Annotated in this window: 13 protein-coding genes and 1 tRNA gene; 4 read left to right on the top strand and 10 right to left on the bottom strand. The window is 64.4% G+C overall.

From position 1 onward, the window contains the following. Positions 1–4 precede the first annotated feature (4 nt). The gene (locus ABIC78_RS00070; RefSeq protein ID WP_354487103.1) at positions 5–1,093 is read right to left on the bottom strand and encodes a DUF4238 domain-containing protein; all 1,089 of its coding nucleotides are present in this window, start codon (positions 1,091–1,093) and stop codon (positions 5–7) included. 443 nt (positions 1,094–1,536) lie between these two features. Here ABIC78_RS00070 and ABIC78_RS00065 point away from each other — a divergent pair, with 443 nt between their 5' ends. Beyond that, positions 1,537–2,346 carry an IS5 family transposase gene (locus ABIC78_RS00065; RefSeq protein ID WP_354487102.1) on the top strand — a complete coding sequence of 270 codons (810 nt, stop codon included), beginning with the start codon at positions 1,537–1,539 and terminating at the stop codon, positions 2,344–2,346. Between the two features lie 58 nt (positions 2,347–2,404). Here the strand turns inward: ABIC78_RS00065 and ABIC78_RS00060 are convergent, their stop codons facing one another. Beyond that, the gene (locus ABIC78_RS00060) at positions 2,405–3,649 is read right to left on the bottom strand and encodes a tyrosine-type recombinase/integrase (protein WP_354487100.1); all 1,245 of its coding nucleotides are present in this window, start codon (positions 3,647–3,649) and stop codon (positions 2,405–2,407) included. A gap of 164 nt (positions 3,650–3,813) precedes the next feature. Then, positions 3,814–3,887 (bottom strand) — tRNA-Gly (locus ABIC78_RS00055). Between the two features lie 164 nt (positions 3,888–4,051). Between ABIC78_RS00055 and ABIC78_RS00050 the strand changes: the two genes are divergently transcribed. Then, positions 4,052–6,172 (top strand): acetate--CoA ligase family protein, encoded by a 2,121-nt coding sequence (locus ABIC78_RS00050; RefSeq protein ID WP_354487098.1) that lies wholly within the window; start codon positions 4,052–4,054, stop codon positions 6,170–6,172. 67 nt (positions 6,173–6,239) lie between these two features. Here the strand turns inward: ABIC78_RS00050 and ABIC78_RS00045 are convergent, their stop codons facing one another. The 6 genes from ABIC78_RS00045 to lgt all read right to left on the bottom strand — a co-directional run bounded on the left by ABIC78_RS00045 (position 6,240) and on the right by lgt (position 11,746). Beyond that, positions 6,240–6,773, bottom strand: coding sequence for an adenine phosphoribosyltransferase (locus tag ABIC78_RS00045; protein WP_168353322.1), 534 nt, complete (start codon positions 6,771–6,773; stop codon positions 6,240–6,242). A 106-nt stretch (positions 6,774–6,879) separates the two neighbouring features. Then, positions 6,880–7,698, bottom strand: a complete 819-nt coding sequence (locus ABIC78_RS00040; protein WP_022678058.1) for a cytochrome c1 — start codon at positions 7,696–7,698, stop codon at positions 6,880–6,882. Positions 7,699–7,731: 33 nt separating this feature from the next. Next, positions 7,732–9,006: a cytochrome b gene (locus ABIC78_RS00035; protein WP_022678057.1), complete on the bottom strand. Its 1,275-nt coding sequence runs from the start codon at positions 9,004–9,006 to the stop codon at positions 7,732–7,734. Between the two features lie 11 nt (positions 9,007–9,017). Continuing rightward, the gene (gene petA / locus ABIC78_RS00030) at positions 9,018–9,611 is read right to left on the bottom strand and encodes a ubiquinol-cytochrome c reductase iron-sulfur subunit (protein ID WP_054132825.1); all 594 of its coding nucleotides are present in this window, start codon (positions 9,609–9,611) and stop codon (positions 9,018–9,020) included. Positions 9,612–9,849: 238 nt separating this feature from the next. Beyond that, a complete protein-coding gene (locus ABIC78_RS00025) occupies positions 9,850–10,902 on the bottom strand; it encodes a class I SAM-dependent methyltransferase (RefSeq protein WP_354487093.1) in 1,053 nt (350 codons plus the stop codon). A gap of 7 nt (positions 10,903–10,909) precedes the next feature. Beyond that, a complete protein-coding gene (lgt, locus tag ABIC78_RS00020; protein ID WP_354488094.1) occupies positions 10,910–11,746 on the bottom strand; it encodes a prolipoprotein diacylglyceryl transferase in 837 nt (278 codons plus the stop codon). Positions 11,747–12,044: 298 nt separating this feature from the next. Between lgt and ABIC78_RS00015 the strand changes: the two genes are divergently transcribed. After that, positions 12,045–14,840, top strand: a complete 2,796-nt coding sequence (locus ABIC78_RS00015) for a [protein-PII] uridylyltransferase (protein ID WP_354487091.1) — start codon at positions 12,045–12,047, stop codon at positions 14,838–14,840. A 14-nt stretch (positions 14,841–14,854) separates the two neighbouring features. Further along, complete coding sequence (locus ABIC78_RS00010; protein WP_062788697.1) at positions 14,855–15,436, top strand: YqgE/AlgH family protein; 582 nt, start codon at positions 14,855–14,857, stop codon at positions 15,434–15,436. Positions 15,437–15,455: 19 nt separating this feature from the next. Here the strand turns inward: ABIC78_RS00010 and ABIC78_RS00005 are convergent, their stop codons facing one another. Next, the gene (locus ABIC78_RS00005) at positions 15,456–16,706 is read right to left on the bottom strand and encodes a surface lipoprotein assembly modifier (RefSeq protein ID WP_354487088.1); all 1,251 of its coding nucleotides are present in this window, start codon (positions 16,704–16,706) and stop codon (positions 15,456–15,458) included. Positions 16,707–17,228: the final 522 nt, after the last annotated feature.

Genomic DNA, 17,228 nt, shown 5'->3' with positions numbered 1-17,228 from the left:
TCTCTTATCCGACCCGGCGATATGTAATCGGCTTGTCCGAGACGAAGTCATGGATCCTGGCTCGGCGAACGATGGTGCGCCCGTTCGTGAAGCCGTGAGCACCGTGTCGATACTTCAAGATGGAGGGCCAACGAGGAGGTGTGGGCCATTCCCGGGCCAAGTGGAACATGATGGCGTCCTCGCCAGCAATCTCGTCCGGGGTTCCGACGTCGTATCTCGTGTGGGTCACGCCTTCATCTGCCTTCTTGGCCACTGTAAAACGGTCCCAGCGATCGGGTCTGTGCTCCCTCGCTGCCTTGAACTCGGCGGCAACGAGCGGCGCGTCTTCCTCACGCCTGAAGTAGATGGCCGAGATGGCTCGCATATACTGATGCACATTGAACGCCTGTACATCTGAAGCACGATCGAGGTCGACCCAGCCCGGCGAGGACGCGCTGACGGAATAGACGGCGGGATCGTAGATCAGGGCCAGGAAGCGGGGGCCGAGCGGCATGAGCAGGACTAGTCCGGCGGCGTTCGATCCGAACGTCTTGATGGAGCGTCGCTGGAGGAGCCAACGATTCGTTGTCACGGCCGGATCGTCCGACGTCACGAAGTCCCGGTTGGAACGATTTCTAACGATCGCCACTTTGAGGTCGTCCAGCACCCGCTCCTGCATCTGCTCACTGAATGACAGCATGAGCTCAACCATGACGCGCTCGCGTGTGGGGTCCTGGCGTGCGTCCCACTCGTTGCCGTGCCGCTCCTCCGCCATGCGAAAGAAGCTCGCCATCTCCCACATGCGTGCGAACCCGCGCTCAATCTGTTCGGCCGTGCGGTGGGACTGCAGCAGGGTAAAATAGCGTAGAAGCCAGCGGTCAGTGTCGTCGAGGCCACTGTGGTCTGCAGCGAGACGTCCGATCACCCCGCTGTAGCGACCTTCGATCTGGCTTAGTAACCGCTCGAGCTGCCCATCCTTCCCGTAAAGATATGGGCGAGAACACTGGCCCTTGACCGGTGCGCCGAACACCGCTCGATCCTGCGCGGTCAGATACATGTTCACCGCGTGTCCGCCGCCCTCGACCGAGAACGGCTTGAAGTGCGCCTTCGGCACGAAGTGCTGGTTCCTGTAGTCAGCCAACGCGCCCTCACCCCGTCCAATGATGCTCCATCTCTTGAGGGTAGAACATAACAACGCCGCGAAACAATTGGAAGAGACTAGCGGCCTGGGACAGTCCGTGCGCGACAGGTTCCGTCGATTGCGCCTCGATAAGATCGCTGGTTCAAGCTGACAAGCCGTATACCACTTGAATAAAAGGACGAACAGTCCGCGAAGGGCAGCGCTGCGCCTGCCGCCGGCGTAGTCCCAGTGACCGTCTGGGAGGGCGCCATGATATCGGTTGAAGGCATCGAGATCCCGGAGCGCGCCCGGAAGTTCGCGGCGGTGGTCGGTGGCTAAATGACGAGCAACTTCCGGGGGCCGGCAAACAAGTAGTTGGATAGCTGGTTCTAGAGGCTGTTATGGACTTGCGGGTCTGAATGGATTCAAAGGCTTGTATGGAGCAACGCCGCAAGCCCTATCCGTCAGACGTCTGCGATGAAGAATGGTCGTTGCTTGCGCCCTATCTGACGCTTTTGCCCGAGGATGCCGGGCAGCGCGAACACAGCCTGCGCGAGGCTTTCAACGGCTTGCGCTACATTGTGAAGACTGGCGCGCCTTGGCGATGGATGCCCAACGACCTGCCGCCGTGGCCGGCAGTTTACCAGCAGACGCAGCGCTGGCTGGCGGCGGGATGCTTTGAGGCGCTGATAGACGATCTTCGCGTGGTGCTGCGTCTGGCATCCGGCCGCAAAGCCGAACCAAGCGCCGCGATCATTGACAGCAGAACCTTGCGTTCGACACCCGAAAGCGGCGAGCGCGGTGGTTATGATGGAGCCAAACGCAAGAAAGGCTCCAAGGTGCATATCGCGGTCGATACGCTGGGCAACCTGCTGGCCTTGCATGTCACATCTGCCAGCGCTCAGGATCGCGGTGAGGTCGAAACCATGGCCAGAACCATCCAGGCGGTCACCGACGACAGCGTGGAAATAGCCTGGGTCGATCAGGGGTACACCGGTCAATTCACCGCCCAGGCGGCTGCACGGCACGGCATCGATCTCAAGGTCGTCAAACTGCCCGAAGCCAAACGTGGCTTCGTTCTGCTGCCGCGCCGATGGGTTGTCGAGCGATCCTTCGCATGGGCCACGCGCTTCCGCAGGCTCGTCAAGGATTACGAGCGCTATGCCCAGACACTGGCGGGCCTCCATCTTGTCGCCTTCGCAACAATCATGAGCAAACAGGCCATCTCTTTGATGACAGGTTCATAACAGTCTCTAGATAACGGCGGCCGCTGGTGGGATTCCATCGTGGGGAGAGTGATCGCTATCAGTCGAGCGCTGTTTGCCCGAAATTCGGCCGCAGCACCTTGGCGCCGTCGCGCAAGCTATCAAGATAGTCCGACCAGTGCTGCATCATGCGCACACGCTCGTCCCAGTATTGCCCGCGCGTGTAGGCGCGTCGCACGGCATTGGCTTCGACGTGGGCGAGCTGGCGCTCGATGGCGTCAGCATTCCAGATGCCCATTTCGTTGAGCAAGGTTGCGGCCATGGCCCGGAAGCCGTGGGCGGTCATTTCGTCCTTGCCGTAACCCATGCGGCGTAGCGCGGCATTGATGGTGTTGTCAGACATCGGGCGCGTGGCCGAGCGGAGTGAGGGAAACAGGTAGATACTGTAGGTCGGATCGTGCGCGATATCGCCGATGATGGCCAAGGCTTGCCTCGATAGCGGTATGGCGTGGGGCCGGCGCATCTTTGCCTTGTGTTCCGGGATGATCCAGACTTTGCGCTCGAAGTCGAACTCCTTCCATTCAGCATGGCGCAGTTCACCGGGCCGCACAAAGACGTGGGGGAGGAGACGCATGGCGACTCGGGTCTGGTGGTCGCCCTCGTAATCCTCGATCGACCGAAGGAGGGCACCGGCTTCCTTTGGTGTGGTGATCGCGGCGCGGTGCACGACTTTGGGCGTGACCAGGGCGCCACGCAGGTCCGCGCAAACATCGCGCTCGGCGCGCGCGGTGGCGATGGCGTAGCGGAACACCTGGCTGCATGTCGCGCGAACGCTGGTGGCGGTGTAGAATTTCCTGGTGCGCTCGATTTTCTTCAGCGCAAGCAGCACCTCGTGCGCGGTGAGCTTGGCGATGGGGCGATTGCCGATCGCCGGCATGACGAGCCCCAGCTGCCACTGATATTTCTTGATCGACGCTGGGGCCTTCTCCTCAAGTTGGACCTTCTCCAGCCATTCATCCGAGACCGTCTTGAAGGTGTTGGCGAACGAGATGGATTCCTGGATCTTGTTGAGCTTGGCCTGATCGATCGGGTCGATACCATCTGCCAGCAGGCGTCGCGCGTTGAGGAGTCGCTGCCGGGCATCGGCCAGCAGCAATTCCGGATAGCGCCCGAAGGTCACCGTCCGCTGCAGGTTGTGGAAGCGGTAGTTCATCCGCCAGTACCGTGCGCCGGTCGGCTTCACCAGAAGGTACAGACCGTCGCGGTCGGACAGCTTGTATGCCTTGTCCTTCGGCTTGGCGCGCGCGACCGATGATGCCGTCAGCCCTGATTTCCTTTCGCCCATTTGATGGACCTCCCTTCAGCTCGGTTGGCTGCAGGTCCATCAATGTGCCCATTTTGTTCTGATATTGGGTGAAACATCGCCGGAACTGCCGGGACATTATACCAAAAAAAGCTGTAAAAAACAGCCGCTTACGGGGCGTCTTGGGACCTCCTGAGAGGAGGCTCTGGAGCGGGTAGCGGGAATCGAACCCGCATAACTAGCTTGGAAGGCTAGGGCTTTACCACTAAGCTATACCCGCCCGCATCCAGGCTTTGCGCTTGCCATGGGCAGTCGGGTTTCGTCAACCCCGGGCTTACCAATCATTCCGGCGTTTGCGGTGGATGGCCTTTGGGCCAGTCGCGCACTCGCCGCTTGCCGCGTTTCGCTGATTGTTATAAGTCATAGCGAAATTCGGAGGATGTCATGGCTGTTGAACCCGTTCTCTCGCATCAGGCGATCGCCCGTTTCCTGCGCCCGCAATCGGTGGCCGTGGTCGGCGCGTCGGACAAGCCCGGCGCGCTGGGGGCTACTTTGCTCAGCAACCTGGATCGCAATGGCTATGCCGGGGCGATCTATCCGGTAAATCCCAAGCGCAGCGAAATCGGCGGGCGGCCCTGCTATGCCAGCGTCGATGCCCTGCCCGAAGGGGTGGACGTGGCAGTGCTGGCCATTCCGCGCGTTGGCGTGCTCGATGCCGTGCGCAGCCTGGCGGCGCGCAAGGCGGGCGGCGTGGTGATCTTTTCGGCCGGCTTTGCCGAAGGCGGGGAAGAGGGCCTGGCCGAGCAGCGCGAGATTGCCCGGCTGGCGGCTGAGGCGGGCATGGTGGTGGAAGGCCCCAATTGCCTGGGCCTGGTCAACTATGTCGACCGCATTCCGCTCACGTTTGTGGAAACCGATGCCGTGCCGCCGGCCGGCCGGCGCGCGGTGGGCATCGTTTCGCAATCGGGCGCGATGGCGGCGGTGCTGGGCACCATGCTGCTGGCGCGGGAATGCGGGGTTTCCTATTCGGTGTCGACCGGGAACGAGGCAGCGAGCGGCGTGGAGGACTATGTCGATTGGCTGGTCGACGATCCCGACACCCACGCCATTGCCATGATCGTCGAGCAGTTCCGCAAGCCGCAGCGCTTTCTGGCCGCGGCGCGTCGCGCGCGGGCGGCGGGCAAGCCGGTGGTGCTGCTGCATCCCGGCAAATCCAGCGCGGCGCGCGAATCGGCGGCCACGCACACCGGGGCGATGGCCGGCGATTACAAGCTGATGCGCGCGATGGTCGCGCGCGCCGGCGTGATTTTTGCCGAAACCCTGGAAGAACTGGGCGATATTGCCGAGATCGCGGCGCTGTGCCCGATCGCGCCTTCGGGCAAGGCGGCCGTGCTGGGCGAATCCGGCGCATTCAAGGCGCTGACGCTCGACCTGGCGGAAGAACTCGGCCTGGAACTGGCCGCGCTGCATGATGAGGATTCGCCGGAACTGCGCGCCGCGTTGCCGCCGTTCGTGCCGGTGTCGAACCCGCTCGACATCACCGCGCAGGGCCTTTCGGAGCCGGCGATCTATACCCGCACGCTCGACGCCCTGCTGGCCGACGACCGCGTCGGTACGGTTCTGGCCGGGATCATCCAGGCCGAGGCGATTACCTGTGCGATCAAGTTCCCCGCCATTCTTGCGGCGGTCGAAGGCAAGACCCTGAGCAAGCCGCTGATCTTTGCCGGGCTGGACGAAGGCGCGCAGGTTCCTGCCGAGCGCGTTGCCGCGCTGCGGGCGGCCGGGGTGCCGTGGTTCCCCACCACCGAGCGCGCCTTGCGCGCCATCACCCGCCTGACGCACTGGTCTGCCCGCGATCTGACGGCCACCGATGCGCCGGCGCTGCCGGTAGCGGGCCTTGCCGATGTTTCGGGTGTCGTTCCCGAATACAAGGCCAAGCAGCTGCTCGGCCCTGCCGGCGTGGCCTTTCCCAAGGGGCAGTTTGCCGCGACGCCCGATGATGCTGTGGCCGCAGCGGACGCGGTGGGCTATCCCGTGGCGATGAAGGCGCAGGCGGCGGCGCTGGGCCACAAGAGCGACGCGGGCGGGGTGATCCTGAACCTGGCCGATGGCGATGCCGTGCGCGCCGCGTGGACGCGCATGTTTGCCAATGTCGCGGCCTATGATGCGGCCATCACGCTCGATGGCGTGCTGATCGAAGCGATGGGCAAGCGCGGCGTGGAAATGATCGTGGGGGCCAAGAACGACCCCGAATGGGGACCGGTGGTGCTGGCCGGGTTTGGCGGGGTGACCGCTGAAATCCTTCAGGACGTGCGCCTGCTGACGGCCGACCTGACCCAGGAAGCGGTCGAGGCCGAACTCATGCAGCTCAAGAGCGCGGCGCTGCTGGCGGGCTATCGTGGCTCTCCGGCGCTTGATGTGCCGGCCCTGGCCGCGCTGATCGTCAAGGTGGGCCAGGTGTTGCGGGCCGAGCCGTCGATCCGCGAAATCGATCTCAACCCGGTGATCCTGCACCCGCAGGGCGAAGGCGTGGTTGCGCTCGACGCGCTGATGCTGGTGGATTGACGGAGCGGCTGACCCGCCCTCCCTGCGCGGCGTCGCAAAGGGCGGGTGGGTTGTGGCGGTGCTGCCGTCAGTGCCCGGGGAAGTCCATCAGGGCGTCTACCACCAGGCCCGCGTTGCGCAGGCGCTGCGCCCCGGCCAAGTCGGGCAGGTCGATCACGAAGAACGCATGGGTCACTACGGCGCCTGCCTCGCGCAGAAGTTGTGCCGCGGCCAGCGCCGTGCCACCGGTGGCGATGAGATCATCGACGATCGCCACGCGCTGTCCTGGCGCGATGGCGGTGGGATCGATTTCCAGCCTGTCGGTGCCATATTCCAGGTCATAGTCGACGCTGAGCGTCGGCACCGGCAATTTGCCCGGCTTGCGCACCGGCAGAAAGCCCAGCTGCGCGCGCGCAGCCGCAGCGGCGCCAAAGATGAAGCCGCGCGCCTCCATCCCGGCGATCAGGGTTGCGCCGCTGGCCTGTGCCCGGGTGGCAAGGTGGTCGATCGCGGCGGCAAAGCCGGTGGGATGGCTGATCAGCGTAGTCACATCGCGAAACAGCACGCCCGGCACGGGAAAATCGGGCACGGTGCGGATCAGGGATTTGAGGTCGCAGGTCATGAAGCAATGTCCAAGGCAATCGGGAAAAGTGGCCGCCAGTGCCGACAACCCATGAAAAAGGCCACCGTTTCCGGTGGCCTTTTCGTTTTGGCGCTGTCGCCCGGCTTTAGTGGACCCGGGCCCAGATATTGCGCTTGGCCAGATAGGCCAGCACGGTGGCGGCGAGGAGGAAGCCGAGCACGGCCCAGCCGGTCTGCTTGCGCTTTTCCATCTTGGGTTCGGCGGTCCAGGTCAGGAACGCGGCAACGTCGGCAGCCATCTGCTGCTTGGTGGCCTTGGTCCCGTCGCCATAGGTCACCTGGTCGTCGGCCAGCGGCGCGGGCATGGCGATGTTCAGGTTGGCGAAGTAGGGGTTGTAGTAGAGGCCATCGGGCGTCTTGCTGTCGGGGAACCGCTTGAGCAGTTCGGCCGGCTGATCCTGGTAACCGGTCAGCAGCGAATAGACGTATTCCGGGCCTTCATGGCGGGCCTTGGTGACTAGCGACAGGTCTGGCGGGTTGCCGGTGCCGGCGTAATAGACCTTGGGGAAGTGATCGGCCGGCACGTTGTCGCGCTGGGTTTCATCACCGGTCTTGGGATCGACGACCTTGGCCTTGTTCGACCAATCCTTGGCGATCGCCTTCACTTCCGCTTCGGAATAGCCGAGCGCGGCCAGATCGCGGAACGCCACGAAGTGGAGCGAGTGGCAGTTGGAGCAGACTTCCTTGTAAACCTGGAAGCCGCGCTGCAGCTGGGCCCGGTCAAACTTGCCGAAGGCGCCGTTGAACGAGAAGCCGGGTTCAGGCTCGTGCGGGGCGAGGTGATAGACCTGCACCGCCGTGGCGGGTTCGGGCTCGCGGATCGCCTGGATCGCGCCCACTCCGAACGACCAGAGCAGCGCCACGGCGAAGAAGAGGCCGACAAGAGGACCAAAAAGACGGACCATGGGGTTCTCTCTCTTTGTGCGGTTCGCGCTGGCTCAGGCGGCCGGGGCGGTCTGGTCATCCTTGCCCAGCACCGCTTGCGTGATGGAGAAGGGCAGCGGGGCCGGCTTCTCGATCGAGGCGACGATCGGCAGGATCACCAGGAAGTGGAGGAAATAGTACGTGGCGGCGATCTGCGAGATCAGCACATACTTGGTTTCGGCCGGCGAGCCGCCGCAGAAGCCCAGCACCAGCACGTCGATCACGAGCAGGTAGAAGAACTTGCGGAACAGCGGGCGATAGTGGCCCGAACGCACCGGCGAGGTATCCAGCCAGGGCAGGAAGAACCACACCAGGATTGCCGAGAACATCGCCAGCACGCCCATCAGCTTGGCCGGGATGAACAGGAAATCGGCAGTGAAGGCGCGCAGGATCGCGTAGAACGGCCAGAAGTACCATTCGGGCACGATGTGCGCCGGCGTCGAAAGCGGGTTGGCCTGGATGTAGTTGTCCGGGTGGCCCAGCGCGTTCGGCAGGAAGAACAGCATGGTGCAGTAGAGGATCGCGAAGACCCCCAGCCCGAAGCCATCCTTGGCGGTGTAATAGGGGTGGAACGGCACGGTGTCGGATTCGGTCTTCACTTCCACGCCGGTGGGGTTGGACGAACCGGGAATGTGCAGCGCCCAGATGTGCAGGATCACCACGCCCAGGATCACGAAGGGCAGCAGGAAGTGCAGGCTGAAGAAGCGGTTGAGCGCGGCGTTATCCGGCGCGAAGCCACCCAGCAGCCACTGCTGCAGCGGCGTGCCGACCACCGGGATGGCCGAGAACAGGCCGGTGATGACCTTGGCGCCCCAGAAGCTCATCTGGCCCCAGGGAAGCACATAGCCCATGAAGGCCGTGGCCATCATCAGCAGGAAGATGGTGACGCCCAGAAGCCAGATCATTTCGCGCGGGGGCTTGTACGAGGAGTAGAAGAACCCGCGGAAGATATGGATATAGACCACCACGAAGAACGCCGAGGCGCCGTTGGCATGCGCATAGCGCAGCATCCAGCCCCAGTTCACGTCGCGCATGATGTGCTCGACACTGTCGAATGCCACGCCGGAATTGGCGGCATAGTGCATCGCCAGGACCACGCCGGTCACGATCTGGAGCATGAGGCACACCCCGGCGAGCACGCCGAAGTTCCACATGTAGTTCAGATTGCGCGGCACCGGATAGCCGGCGCCGACAGCATTATAGACGAAGCGCGGCAGTGGCAGCTTTTCGTCCAGCCACTGCATCAGCGGGTGGCTTGGCTTGTAATGTTTCGCCCAGGGAAAGCTCATCGTGTCTATCCTCAGCCGATCTTCACGACAGTGTCGGACGTGAATTCATAAACCGGCACTTCCAGGTTCTTGGGTGCCGGGCCCTTGCGGATGCGCGCGGCGGTATCATAGACCGAGCCGTGGCACGGGCAGAAATAGCCGCCGAATTCGCCCTTCACCTCGCCTTCGCCCGCGCCCAGCGGCACGCAGCCCAGGTGGGTGCAGACGCCCATGGTGATCAGCCAGTTGGTCTTGCCCGGCTTGGTCCGCTCTTCCAGGGTCTGCGGATCACGCAGGCTGGAAAGCGGCACCTTGTCGGCCTCGCTGATTTCCACCGGGGTCAGGTTGCGCACGAAGACCGGTTGCTTGCGGAACACGGCCTTGATGGCCTGGCCGGGCGCGATCTGCGAGATATCGATCTCGGTCGAACTTTCCGCCAGCACGTCAGCCGAAGGTGCCATTTGCGAAACCAGCGGCACGAGCACCGCCAGTCCGCCAACACCTGCAAAACTCACCGCTGCGATATTGATGAAATCGCGCCGCCGCACGCCTTCATCGGCGCCCGCACCGTCATGGACGGCGGGCGAATCTGTGCCGCTTGCGTTCACAATTGCCTCATCAGCCATTGATAATCCCTGCCTGCTGCCACCCCGCCTGGAAACGGCCGGGCACGGTATTTCCCCCTCCTTGCGCGCGGCGGCGAACATCGCCGGGTATCATGCGCGCCGGGCCGCCGTGGTATGCACGTGCCAGACCCAAACAGTTATAACGCGTGATAGCCACAGAACTGCGGCTTTGCCAACAAGCATTTTAGTGTAGCAACGGGCCGTATTTTGCGCTGCCGCAATGCAATCGACAAACTGGCTAGAATGCTGCGCTAGTTGGCCAGTGCGGTGCAGTAAATGCCATTGCCTTGAACAGGTTGCCCATTTCGGCCGGATCAACCAGGCGGGCCAGTGCACGCGCCAGGGCGGGGCCATGGTCGGGTGCATGGCGAGCCAGGGTAGCCGCGCGTGCCTCGATCCCCAGCGATCTTAGGAATTCACCCTGCGTGACAATACCATCGCAGCGCGCGCCAGCCGCGGCGATCACCGGCACCAGCGCGGCAAAATCGACCAGCGCGGTAAGGTCTGCTTCGCCGGGATGCGCAAAGGGATCGACCTTGTGGTGGGCGCGCACGGCCTGGAGCGTGCTGCCATCGCGGGGCTCGGCATGGCCATAGTCGATCCACAGCGCCACGCCGCCCTGTGCGGCCAGCCGCGCGGCAATATCGGCCGTGACGGCCGCCGCCGCAGGGCAGGTTTCGATGATCGTGCCTTCGGGCGCATCGGCGCGATCGGCGGGAACGGCCGCGTCCATCGGGCGGGTGCCGGCCACTGGCAGCAGGCGTTCGCCCGCCGCGTCCCAGCCGATCATCCGCTCGCGCCAGCCTTCGGCCATGCGCACGATCTGGCGCACGGGCAGGGCATCGAGGAATTCGTTGCCCACCACCATGAGCGGGCGATCGGTCGGCAGCGTGGAAAAATCATCGTGCCAGGCGGCGTCGGGGAAACGCTGTCGCTGTATGCCGCGCAGCGCCGGGCTGGTTTCGACGAAGTGCACATCGGGCACCAGGCCGTGGCGCGCGGCAGCGCGCAGCGCATCGAGTGCCAGGGTGCCGCGGCCGGGCCCGGCCTCGACATAGGCGACCGGCTGCGGCTTCCCGGCGCGAATCCAGATGTCGGCCAGCCATAGCCCGATCATTTCGCCAAACATCTGGCTCACTTCCGGGGCGGTGATGAAATCGCCGGCCGTGCCCAGCGGATCGCGCGTGCTGTAATAGCGCGCGTTGGATTCTGCCATAAAGTGCGCCACGCTGATCGGGCCGGTCGCCCGGATCAGCCTGGCAAAGACATCGCGCAGGCTTTCAGTGGCCATGGTCTGGTCAATCGGCCGGGGGCGGCGCCACGGTTCCCAGCGGCGGGCGCGCCATGGCCCGAACCAGCAGGGTGAGGCCGATCGCCAGCATCGGCAGGGTCAGCCACTGGCCCATCGACAGCCCGGTGCGCAGGGCAAAGTCTTCGAGCTGGGCATCGGGTTCGCGATAGAATTCGACGATGAAGCGCGACAGCGCATAGCCGGTGGCAAACGTGCCCATCAGCAGGCCCGGCCGCCAGCGCGCGCGGGTTTTCCAGAACAGCGTGATCAGCACGGTGGCCAGGATCACCCCTTCGAGCAGCGCTTCATAGAGCTGGCTGGGATGGCGCGGATTGGGACCGGCGCCGGGAAAGACCATGGCCCAGGGCACATCGGCGGTGGTGACGCGGCCCCATAGCTCGCCATTCACGAAATTGGCGCAGCGGCCGAAGAACAGCCCGATCGGCGCGCATGGGGCGATATAGTCGCACACCCGGATAAAGCTCAGCTGGTTGCGCCAGCAGACAAAGGCGATCGCCAGCACGGTGCCGATCAGGCCGCCATGAAAGCTCATGCCGCCCTGCCACAGCTTGACCAGTTCGCTGGGGTGCGTCCACAGTTCCGGAGCATAGAACGTGGCATAGCCCAGCCGTCCGCCCAGGATGATGCCCAGCGTGGCATAGAAGAACAGGTCATCGGCGTGGCGCTGGGCCATCGGCGCCCCCGGCTGGCGGATCATGCGCGAGAGATGCCAATAGCCGAGCAGGATGCCGGCGAGGTAGGCCAGCGAATACCAGCGCAGCGCAAAAAAGCCGAAATCCCAGGCGATGGGCGAGAGATGCAGTTGCTCCCAATGCAGCGGCATGTGCGATGAGGCAGCCGCAGCGGCAGAAAGGGCCGGAAAAAGGGACAAGCGCGACGCTCCGTATTCGGTGAACTGATGGCCGTGGGCCAGGCCTTGCCAGCCTGCCCAGGTTCGCGCGCCTTCTGGCACAGGGGCCAAGCTGCTGGCAAATCCCAAAAGCGCGGCAGCGCCGTTACAGCCCGGTCGCAGTCGTTCGCGCGCGATCCTGCCCGAAAGGGGGAGGCCAATCGGCGATTATCGTGAAAACTTGGATGCCTGCGCTGTTTCCCCTTAACGCCACCTCGTTTAATGAGGGGGCATGACCTTGCCCCGCATCGCCCACCAGCGCGCCATTATCGACCGTCGCACCCTTGCCGAGGCGGTGACCCAGGCCGTGGCGCAAGCCGATGGCGATCCCTCGCGCGCCCGGCCCGTGGTGGTCGAGCATCTGCGCGCCGCGCTGGCCCATGGCCGCGAGGAACTGGCCCGGCGCCTGCGCGGCAGGCCCTCGGCAGGTTATGAATGCGCCCAGGGCCAGGCCTTCCTGGTCGACCAGCTGGTGCGGGTGATTCACGACTATGTGATCGGCCAGGTCTATCGCGCCAGCAACCGCACGACGGGCGAGCGCATCGCCGTGCTGGCCGTGGGTGGCTATGGCCGGGGCGAGATGGCGCCGCATTCCGATGTCGACATCGCCTTCGTCACCCCGAACAAGCCCACCGCGTGGTGCGAGCAGGTGATCGAGGCGATGCTCTATTTCCTGTGGGACCTTGGCCTCAAGGTCGGTCATTCCAGCCGCTCGCTCGATGATACGGTGCGCATGGCCAAGAGCGACCTGACGATCCGCACCGCGCTGCTCGAAGGGCGTTACGTCTGGGGCGATCGCGACGTCTATGAAGAAGCGGCGCGTCGCTTCTGGGCCGAGGTCGCCGCCGGCACCGAGCGCCAATTCGTCGCCGAGAAACTGGCCGAACGCAACGAGCGGCACAAGCGGCTCGGCGACAGCCGCTATGTGGTCGAACCCAATGTGAAAGAGGGCAAGGGCGGGCTGCGCGACCTGCACACGCTCTACTGGATCGGCAAATATGTCCACAAGGTGCGCGATCCATCGGAACTGGTCGATGTCGGCCTGCTCACGGCGGCGGAATATCGCGCGTTCCACCGCGCCGAGAATTTCTTCTGGGCGGTGCGCTGCCACCTGCACATGATCACCCGCCGCGCCGAAGACCGCCTGACATTCGACCTGCAACGCGAAGTGGCCGCGCGCATGGCCTTTGCCGATCGCCCGGGCAAAAGCTCGGTCGAGCGCTTCATGCAGTTCTTCTTTCTCCAGGCCAAGCAGGTCGGCTCGCTCACCGGCGTGTTCATGGCCCAGCTCGATGAACAGTTTGCCCGCACCAAGCCCGGCTTCTTCGCCGCGCTGCGCCAGCGCCGCAAGCGCAAGGTTTCGGGCTTTCCCATCGTCGCGGAAAAGGTGTCGGTCCCGGGTGACAATTTCTTTACTGTCGATCCGGTGCGCCTGCTCGAGATCTTCGTGGTGGCCGACAAGCACGGGCTGGAAATCCATCCCGATGCGATGCGCCTGGCGCGGCGCGATGCTGGCCTAATCGATGGCGCGGTGCGCAAGGACCCGCGCGCCAATGCCTTGTTCCTGGAATTGCTGACCAGCCCGCATGATCCCGAAACCGTGCTGCGCTGGCTGAATGAGGCCGGCGTATTCGGCCGCTTCATTCCCGATTTCGGGCGCGTGGTGGCGCAGATGCAGTTCGACATGTACCACCACTATACGGTGGACGAGCATACCATCCGCGCCATTGGACTGCTCGCCCGCATCGAAAAGGGGGAGGAGCGCGAACTGCATCCCCTGGCCAGCAACGTGGTGCAGAAGGTTGCCTCGCGCCGCGTGCTCTATGTTGCCACGCTGCTGCACGATATCGCCAAGGGCCGCCGCGGCGATCACTCGGTGCTGGGCGCCGAGGTGGCGCGGAAGCTGTGCCCGCGGCTGGGCCTGTCGGCGGCAGAGACCGAACTGGTATCCTGGCTGGTGCGCTGGCACCTGTTGATGAGCGCCACCGCGTTCAAGCGCGATCTGGCCGACTACAAGACGATCGCCGATTTCGCCGCGCAGGTGCAAAGCGCGGAGCGGCTGCGCCTGCTGTTGATCCTCACCATCGTCGATATCCGCGCGGTCGGGCCAGGGATCTGGAATTCGTGGAAGCGCCAGCTGCTCGGCGATCTGTTCATCCAGACCGAGGAAATGCTGCGTCTCGGCCACAAGCAGCACGGCCGGCCCGAACGCATCGCCGCCAAGAAGAAGGCGGTGGGCGAACTGCTCAAGGAACGCGATGCGCTGATTGGCACGGTCGGCCGGCAGCTGAGCGATGCCTACTGGATTGCCGAACCCGAAGACATCATCGCGCTCAATCTCCAGCAGATGGACACCGCCCTGGGTGAGCCGCTGTCGGTAGAGGCGCATTATTATCCGGCGCGCGGGGCAACGCTGGTTACCGTGCTGGCCGCGGACCACGCCGGGCTGTTCTATCGCCTGGCCGGCGCGATCCACCTGGCGGGGGGCAACATCATCGATGCGCGCATCCACACCACCCGCAATGGCCTGGCCGTGGACAATTTCCTGGTGCAGGACCCGCTTGGCCGCCCGCTCAACGAAGCGCGCCATATCGAACGGCTCAAGAACAGCATCGCCGATGCCCTGTCCAACCGGGTCAAGCTCATGCCCCAGCTCGCCGCGCGGCCGCTCGCTCGCCCCCGGGCCGAAGCGTTCGACGTGCAGCCGATCGTGATCTTCGACAACAAGGCGTCCAACCGCTTCACCGTGGTGGAAGTGGGCGCACGCGATCGGCCCGCGCTGCTCGGCCGCCTGGCGCATGCCCTGTTCGATTCGCGGCTGGTGGTCCATTCCGCTCACATCGCCACATATGGCGAACGCGCGGTCGATACGTTCTATGTCACCGATATCCTGGGTGAGAAGGTGACCAGCGAGAACCGCCTGCGCAACCTGGAAAAGCGCCTGATCGACGTGGCCGAAGACCGTGGTCCGGGGGGCGCCAGCGAACGCGCTGCCACCGCCGCCGCTGCCGCATCGGCCGCCGCCTGAAAAAGTCTGCCATCATGACCGAACCTGCCGCTGCCGATCTTGCCCCGCACTATCTTGCCGGGCGCCTGCTGCTTGCCATGCCCGGCATGATGGATCCGCGCTTCGATCACGCGGTGCTCGCGCTGTGTCTGCACGATGCCAACGGCGCCCTCGGCATTGGCCTGGGCGAGGAACGCGCCGGCATCCGCTTTCACGGCCTGCTGGAAGATGTAGGCATAGATCCGGGCCATGCGCCCGATGTGCCGGTGCTGCATGGTGGCCCGATGGAAACCGGGCGCGGCTTCGTGCTGCACACCCCCGATTGGGGCGGCGAGGGCTCGGTCACGGTCAATCCGCTGTGCACGCTCTCCGCCTCGATGGACGTGCTGCGCGCGATTGCCGAAGGGCGTGGCCCCTCGCGCTGGCTGGTGGCGCTGGGCTATGCCGGCTGGGGACCGGGGCAGTTGGAAGAAGAAATGCACCACCACGGCTGGCATGCCGCCGAAGGCTCGCCCGCGATCCTGTTCGATACCCCGCGGGAACAGCGCTGGTCGGCCACCTGGCGCGCCGCCGGTATCGATCCCGCCCATCTTGCCGCCGATACCGGCCACGCCTGAATCCGCAGGGAGCGCACGCTCAAAATGCGGCGGTAATGCCCACTTCGGCCGCGACCCGGCGATAGTCATAGATGCCCACTGTCGATCGGTTGCGCTCCCACCGCAACCGCGTGATCGGGGCCAGACCCTGCCATTGCAGCGCACGCCAGGTCGTGCTGGCCACCACGGAAAAGCGGTCATCCATCCGGCGGCGCGGATAGAGGAACAGCCGGGCATCGGCCTCGAGGTGGCTGTAGCTGGCGCTGATTACGGCGGTGGTCCGGCCGATTTCGCGAAACGCATAGACCGCGCCACCGCCGGTCACGTCCGACCAGCCCGCGTCGCGTGCCTTCGTGCGGTTGACGAAGGCCTGCACTCCGCCCCCCAGGCGGGCCGATACCGCACGATCGAGCCCGGCCGACAGGGCAAAGACATCGCCGGTCTGCAAGGCATTGCGCCGGTTGGCGGTATGGGTCACGCCCAGGCCGAGGCGGCCCTGCATCGTCTTGCCCATGGGATGGAGGAAATCGGCACTCACCCCCACCGACGTGCTGTACGGCTTTAGGCCATACCATCGCCAGGTCGGCCCGGCGGCCAGCGTCAACCGGTCGGCACCCAGCGTATATTCCGGGCCGGCCTGGATGCCGATCAGGATATCGTCAAAGCGTTCGTCGCGGTAAAGATCGCCCGATCCATTGGCCCGCACCAGCAGGGTGGCATTCTTTTGCAGCGGGGTACGAAAATAGGTCTGCCCGCGCAGCGCCAAACCCAGGCCTGATCTGGCCTTGGCATCCTGGTCCAGCGTGAAATCGCCGATCACCGTACCCAGCGTGTTCGACCGGGTGGCGCGGTTGATGTTGCTGTCGGGCGCCAGCGCCACGTCCAGGCTGCCACCAAAGGGTTTGCGCGCCTTGAGTGCTGCGGCATAGAACCGCACCATGCGCTCCACATCGGGCGGCAGGCCGCCGGCCTGGGCCGCGCGCATTTCCCGACGCGCGGCGCCAAGGTCGCCCATCATCGCCTGAACCCGCGCCAGTTCCAGGCGGACGCGCTGGGCGTTGGGTCGCTCATCCAGGATGCGGCGCAGGATCAGGGCTGCGTCCTTCAACTTGTGCTCGCGATCCGCCAGCATCAGCGCCAGGCGAAACCGCGCTTCGTTGCGCAGGTCGATATCGGGATTGTCCGCCAGGGCGCGATAGGCGGTTTCGGCGGTGGCACAATCGCCGCTGTCGCGGGCGCGGTCGGCGAGTTCGAACAACTGCGGTGCCGTTAGCGATATGCTGTCGGCCATCGCTGCCGCTGGGCAAGAGAGCGCCATGAGCAGGGCGGCGGCAAGATAAGGCTTGGAAATGGCTAAGCTCCCGAGTTTGCAACGAACTATTGCATCGGCCCGATGCCGTCCAGCGCGCGCTTGCGCAGCTTCAATCCGATTTGGCGTGGCGAATCCGACTCACACGGGGCGAGTCTGCGGATTTATCGCACTTCCGGCATGCGTCCATCACCGGCAATCGCTGCAAAATGGCAGAAAAATTTCAATCTAATCCATTGTTAAATATGAAATTATTCCAGCTATGGCACCCCTGTGGAAAAATGGCCGTTGACGCCTGTGCCACCCGTCCATATATGCCGCTTCACCGACGCGGTTCAGCCGGTTTTTCCGGTTCTTCGGGTGTTTCCTGAAGGGTTGTGTTGGTCGCCAGATAGCTACGGACGGCTTGGATTTCCGGTGAGAACCGGGGATTGATTGTTGTCCGGGTTTTGTTGTCTGGGTTGGTCTTTGACATTGTTGATTAGATGAAGGGACATGTGGGCG

Source organism: Novosphingobium sp. 1529, from assembly GCF_040544855.1.
GTDB classification, from domain to species: domain Bacteria; phylum Pseudomonadota; class Alphaproteobacteria; order Sphingomonadales; family Sphingomonadaceae; genus Novosphingobium; species Novosphingobium capsulatum.
The sequence above is the reverse complement of the archived record's forward strand: the minus strand, read 5'-3'. Positions and strand labels throughout refer to the sequence as shown.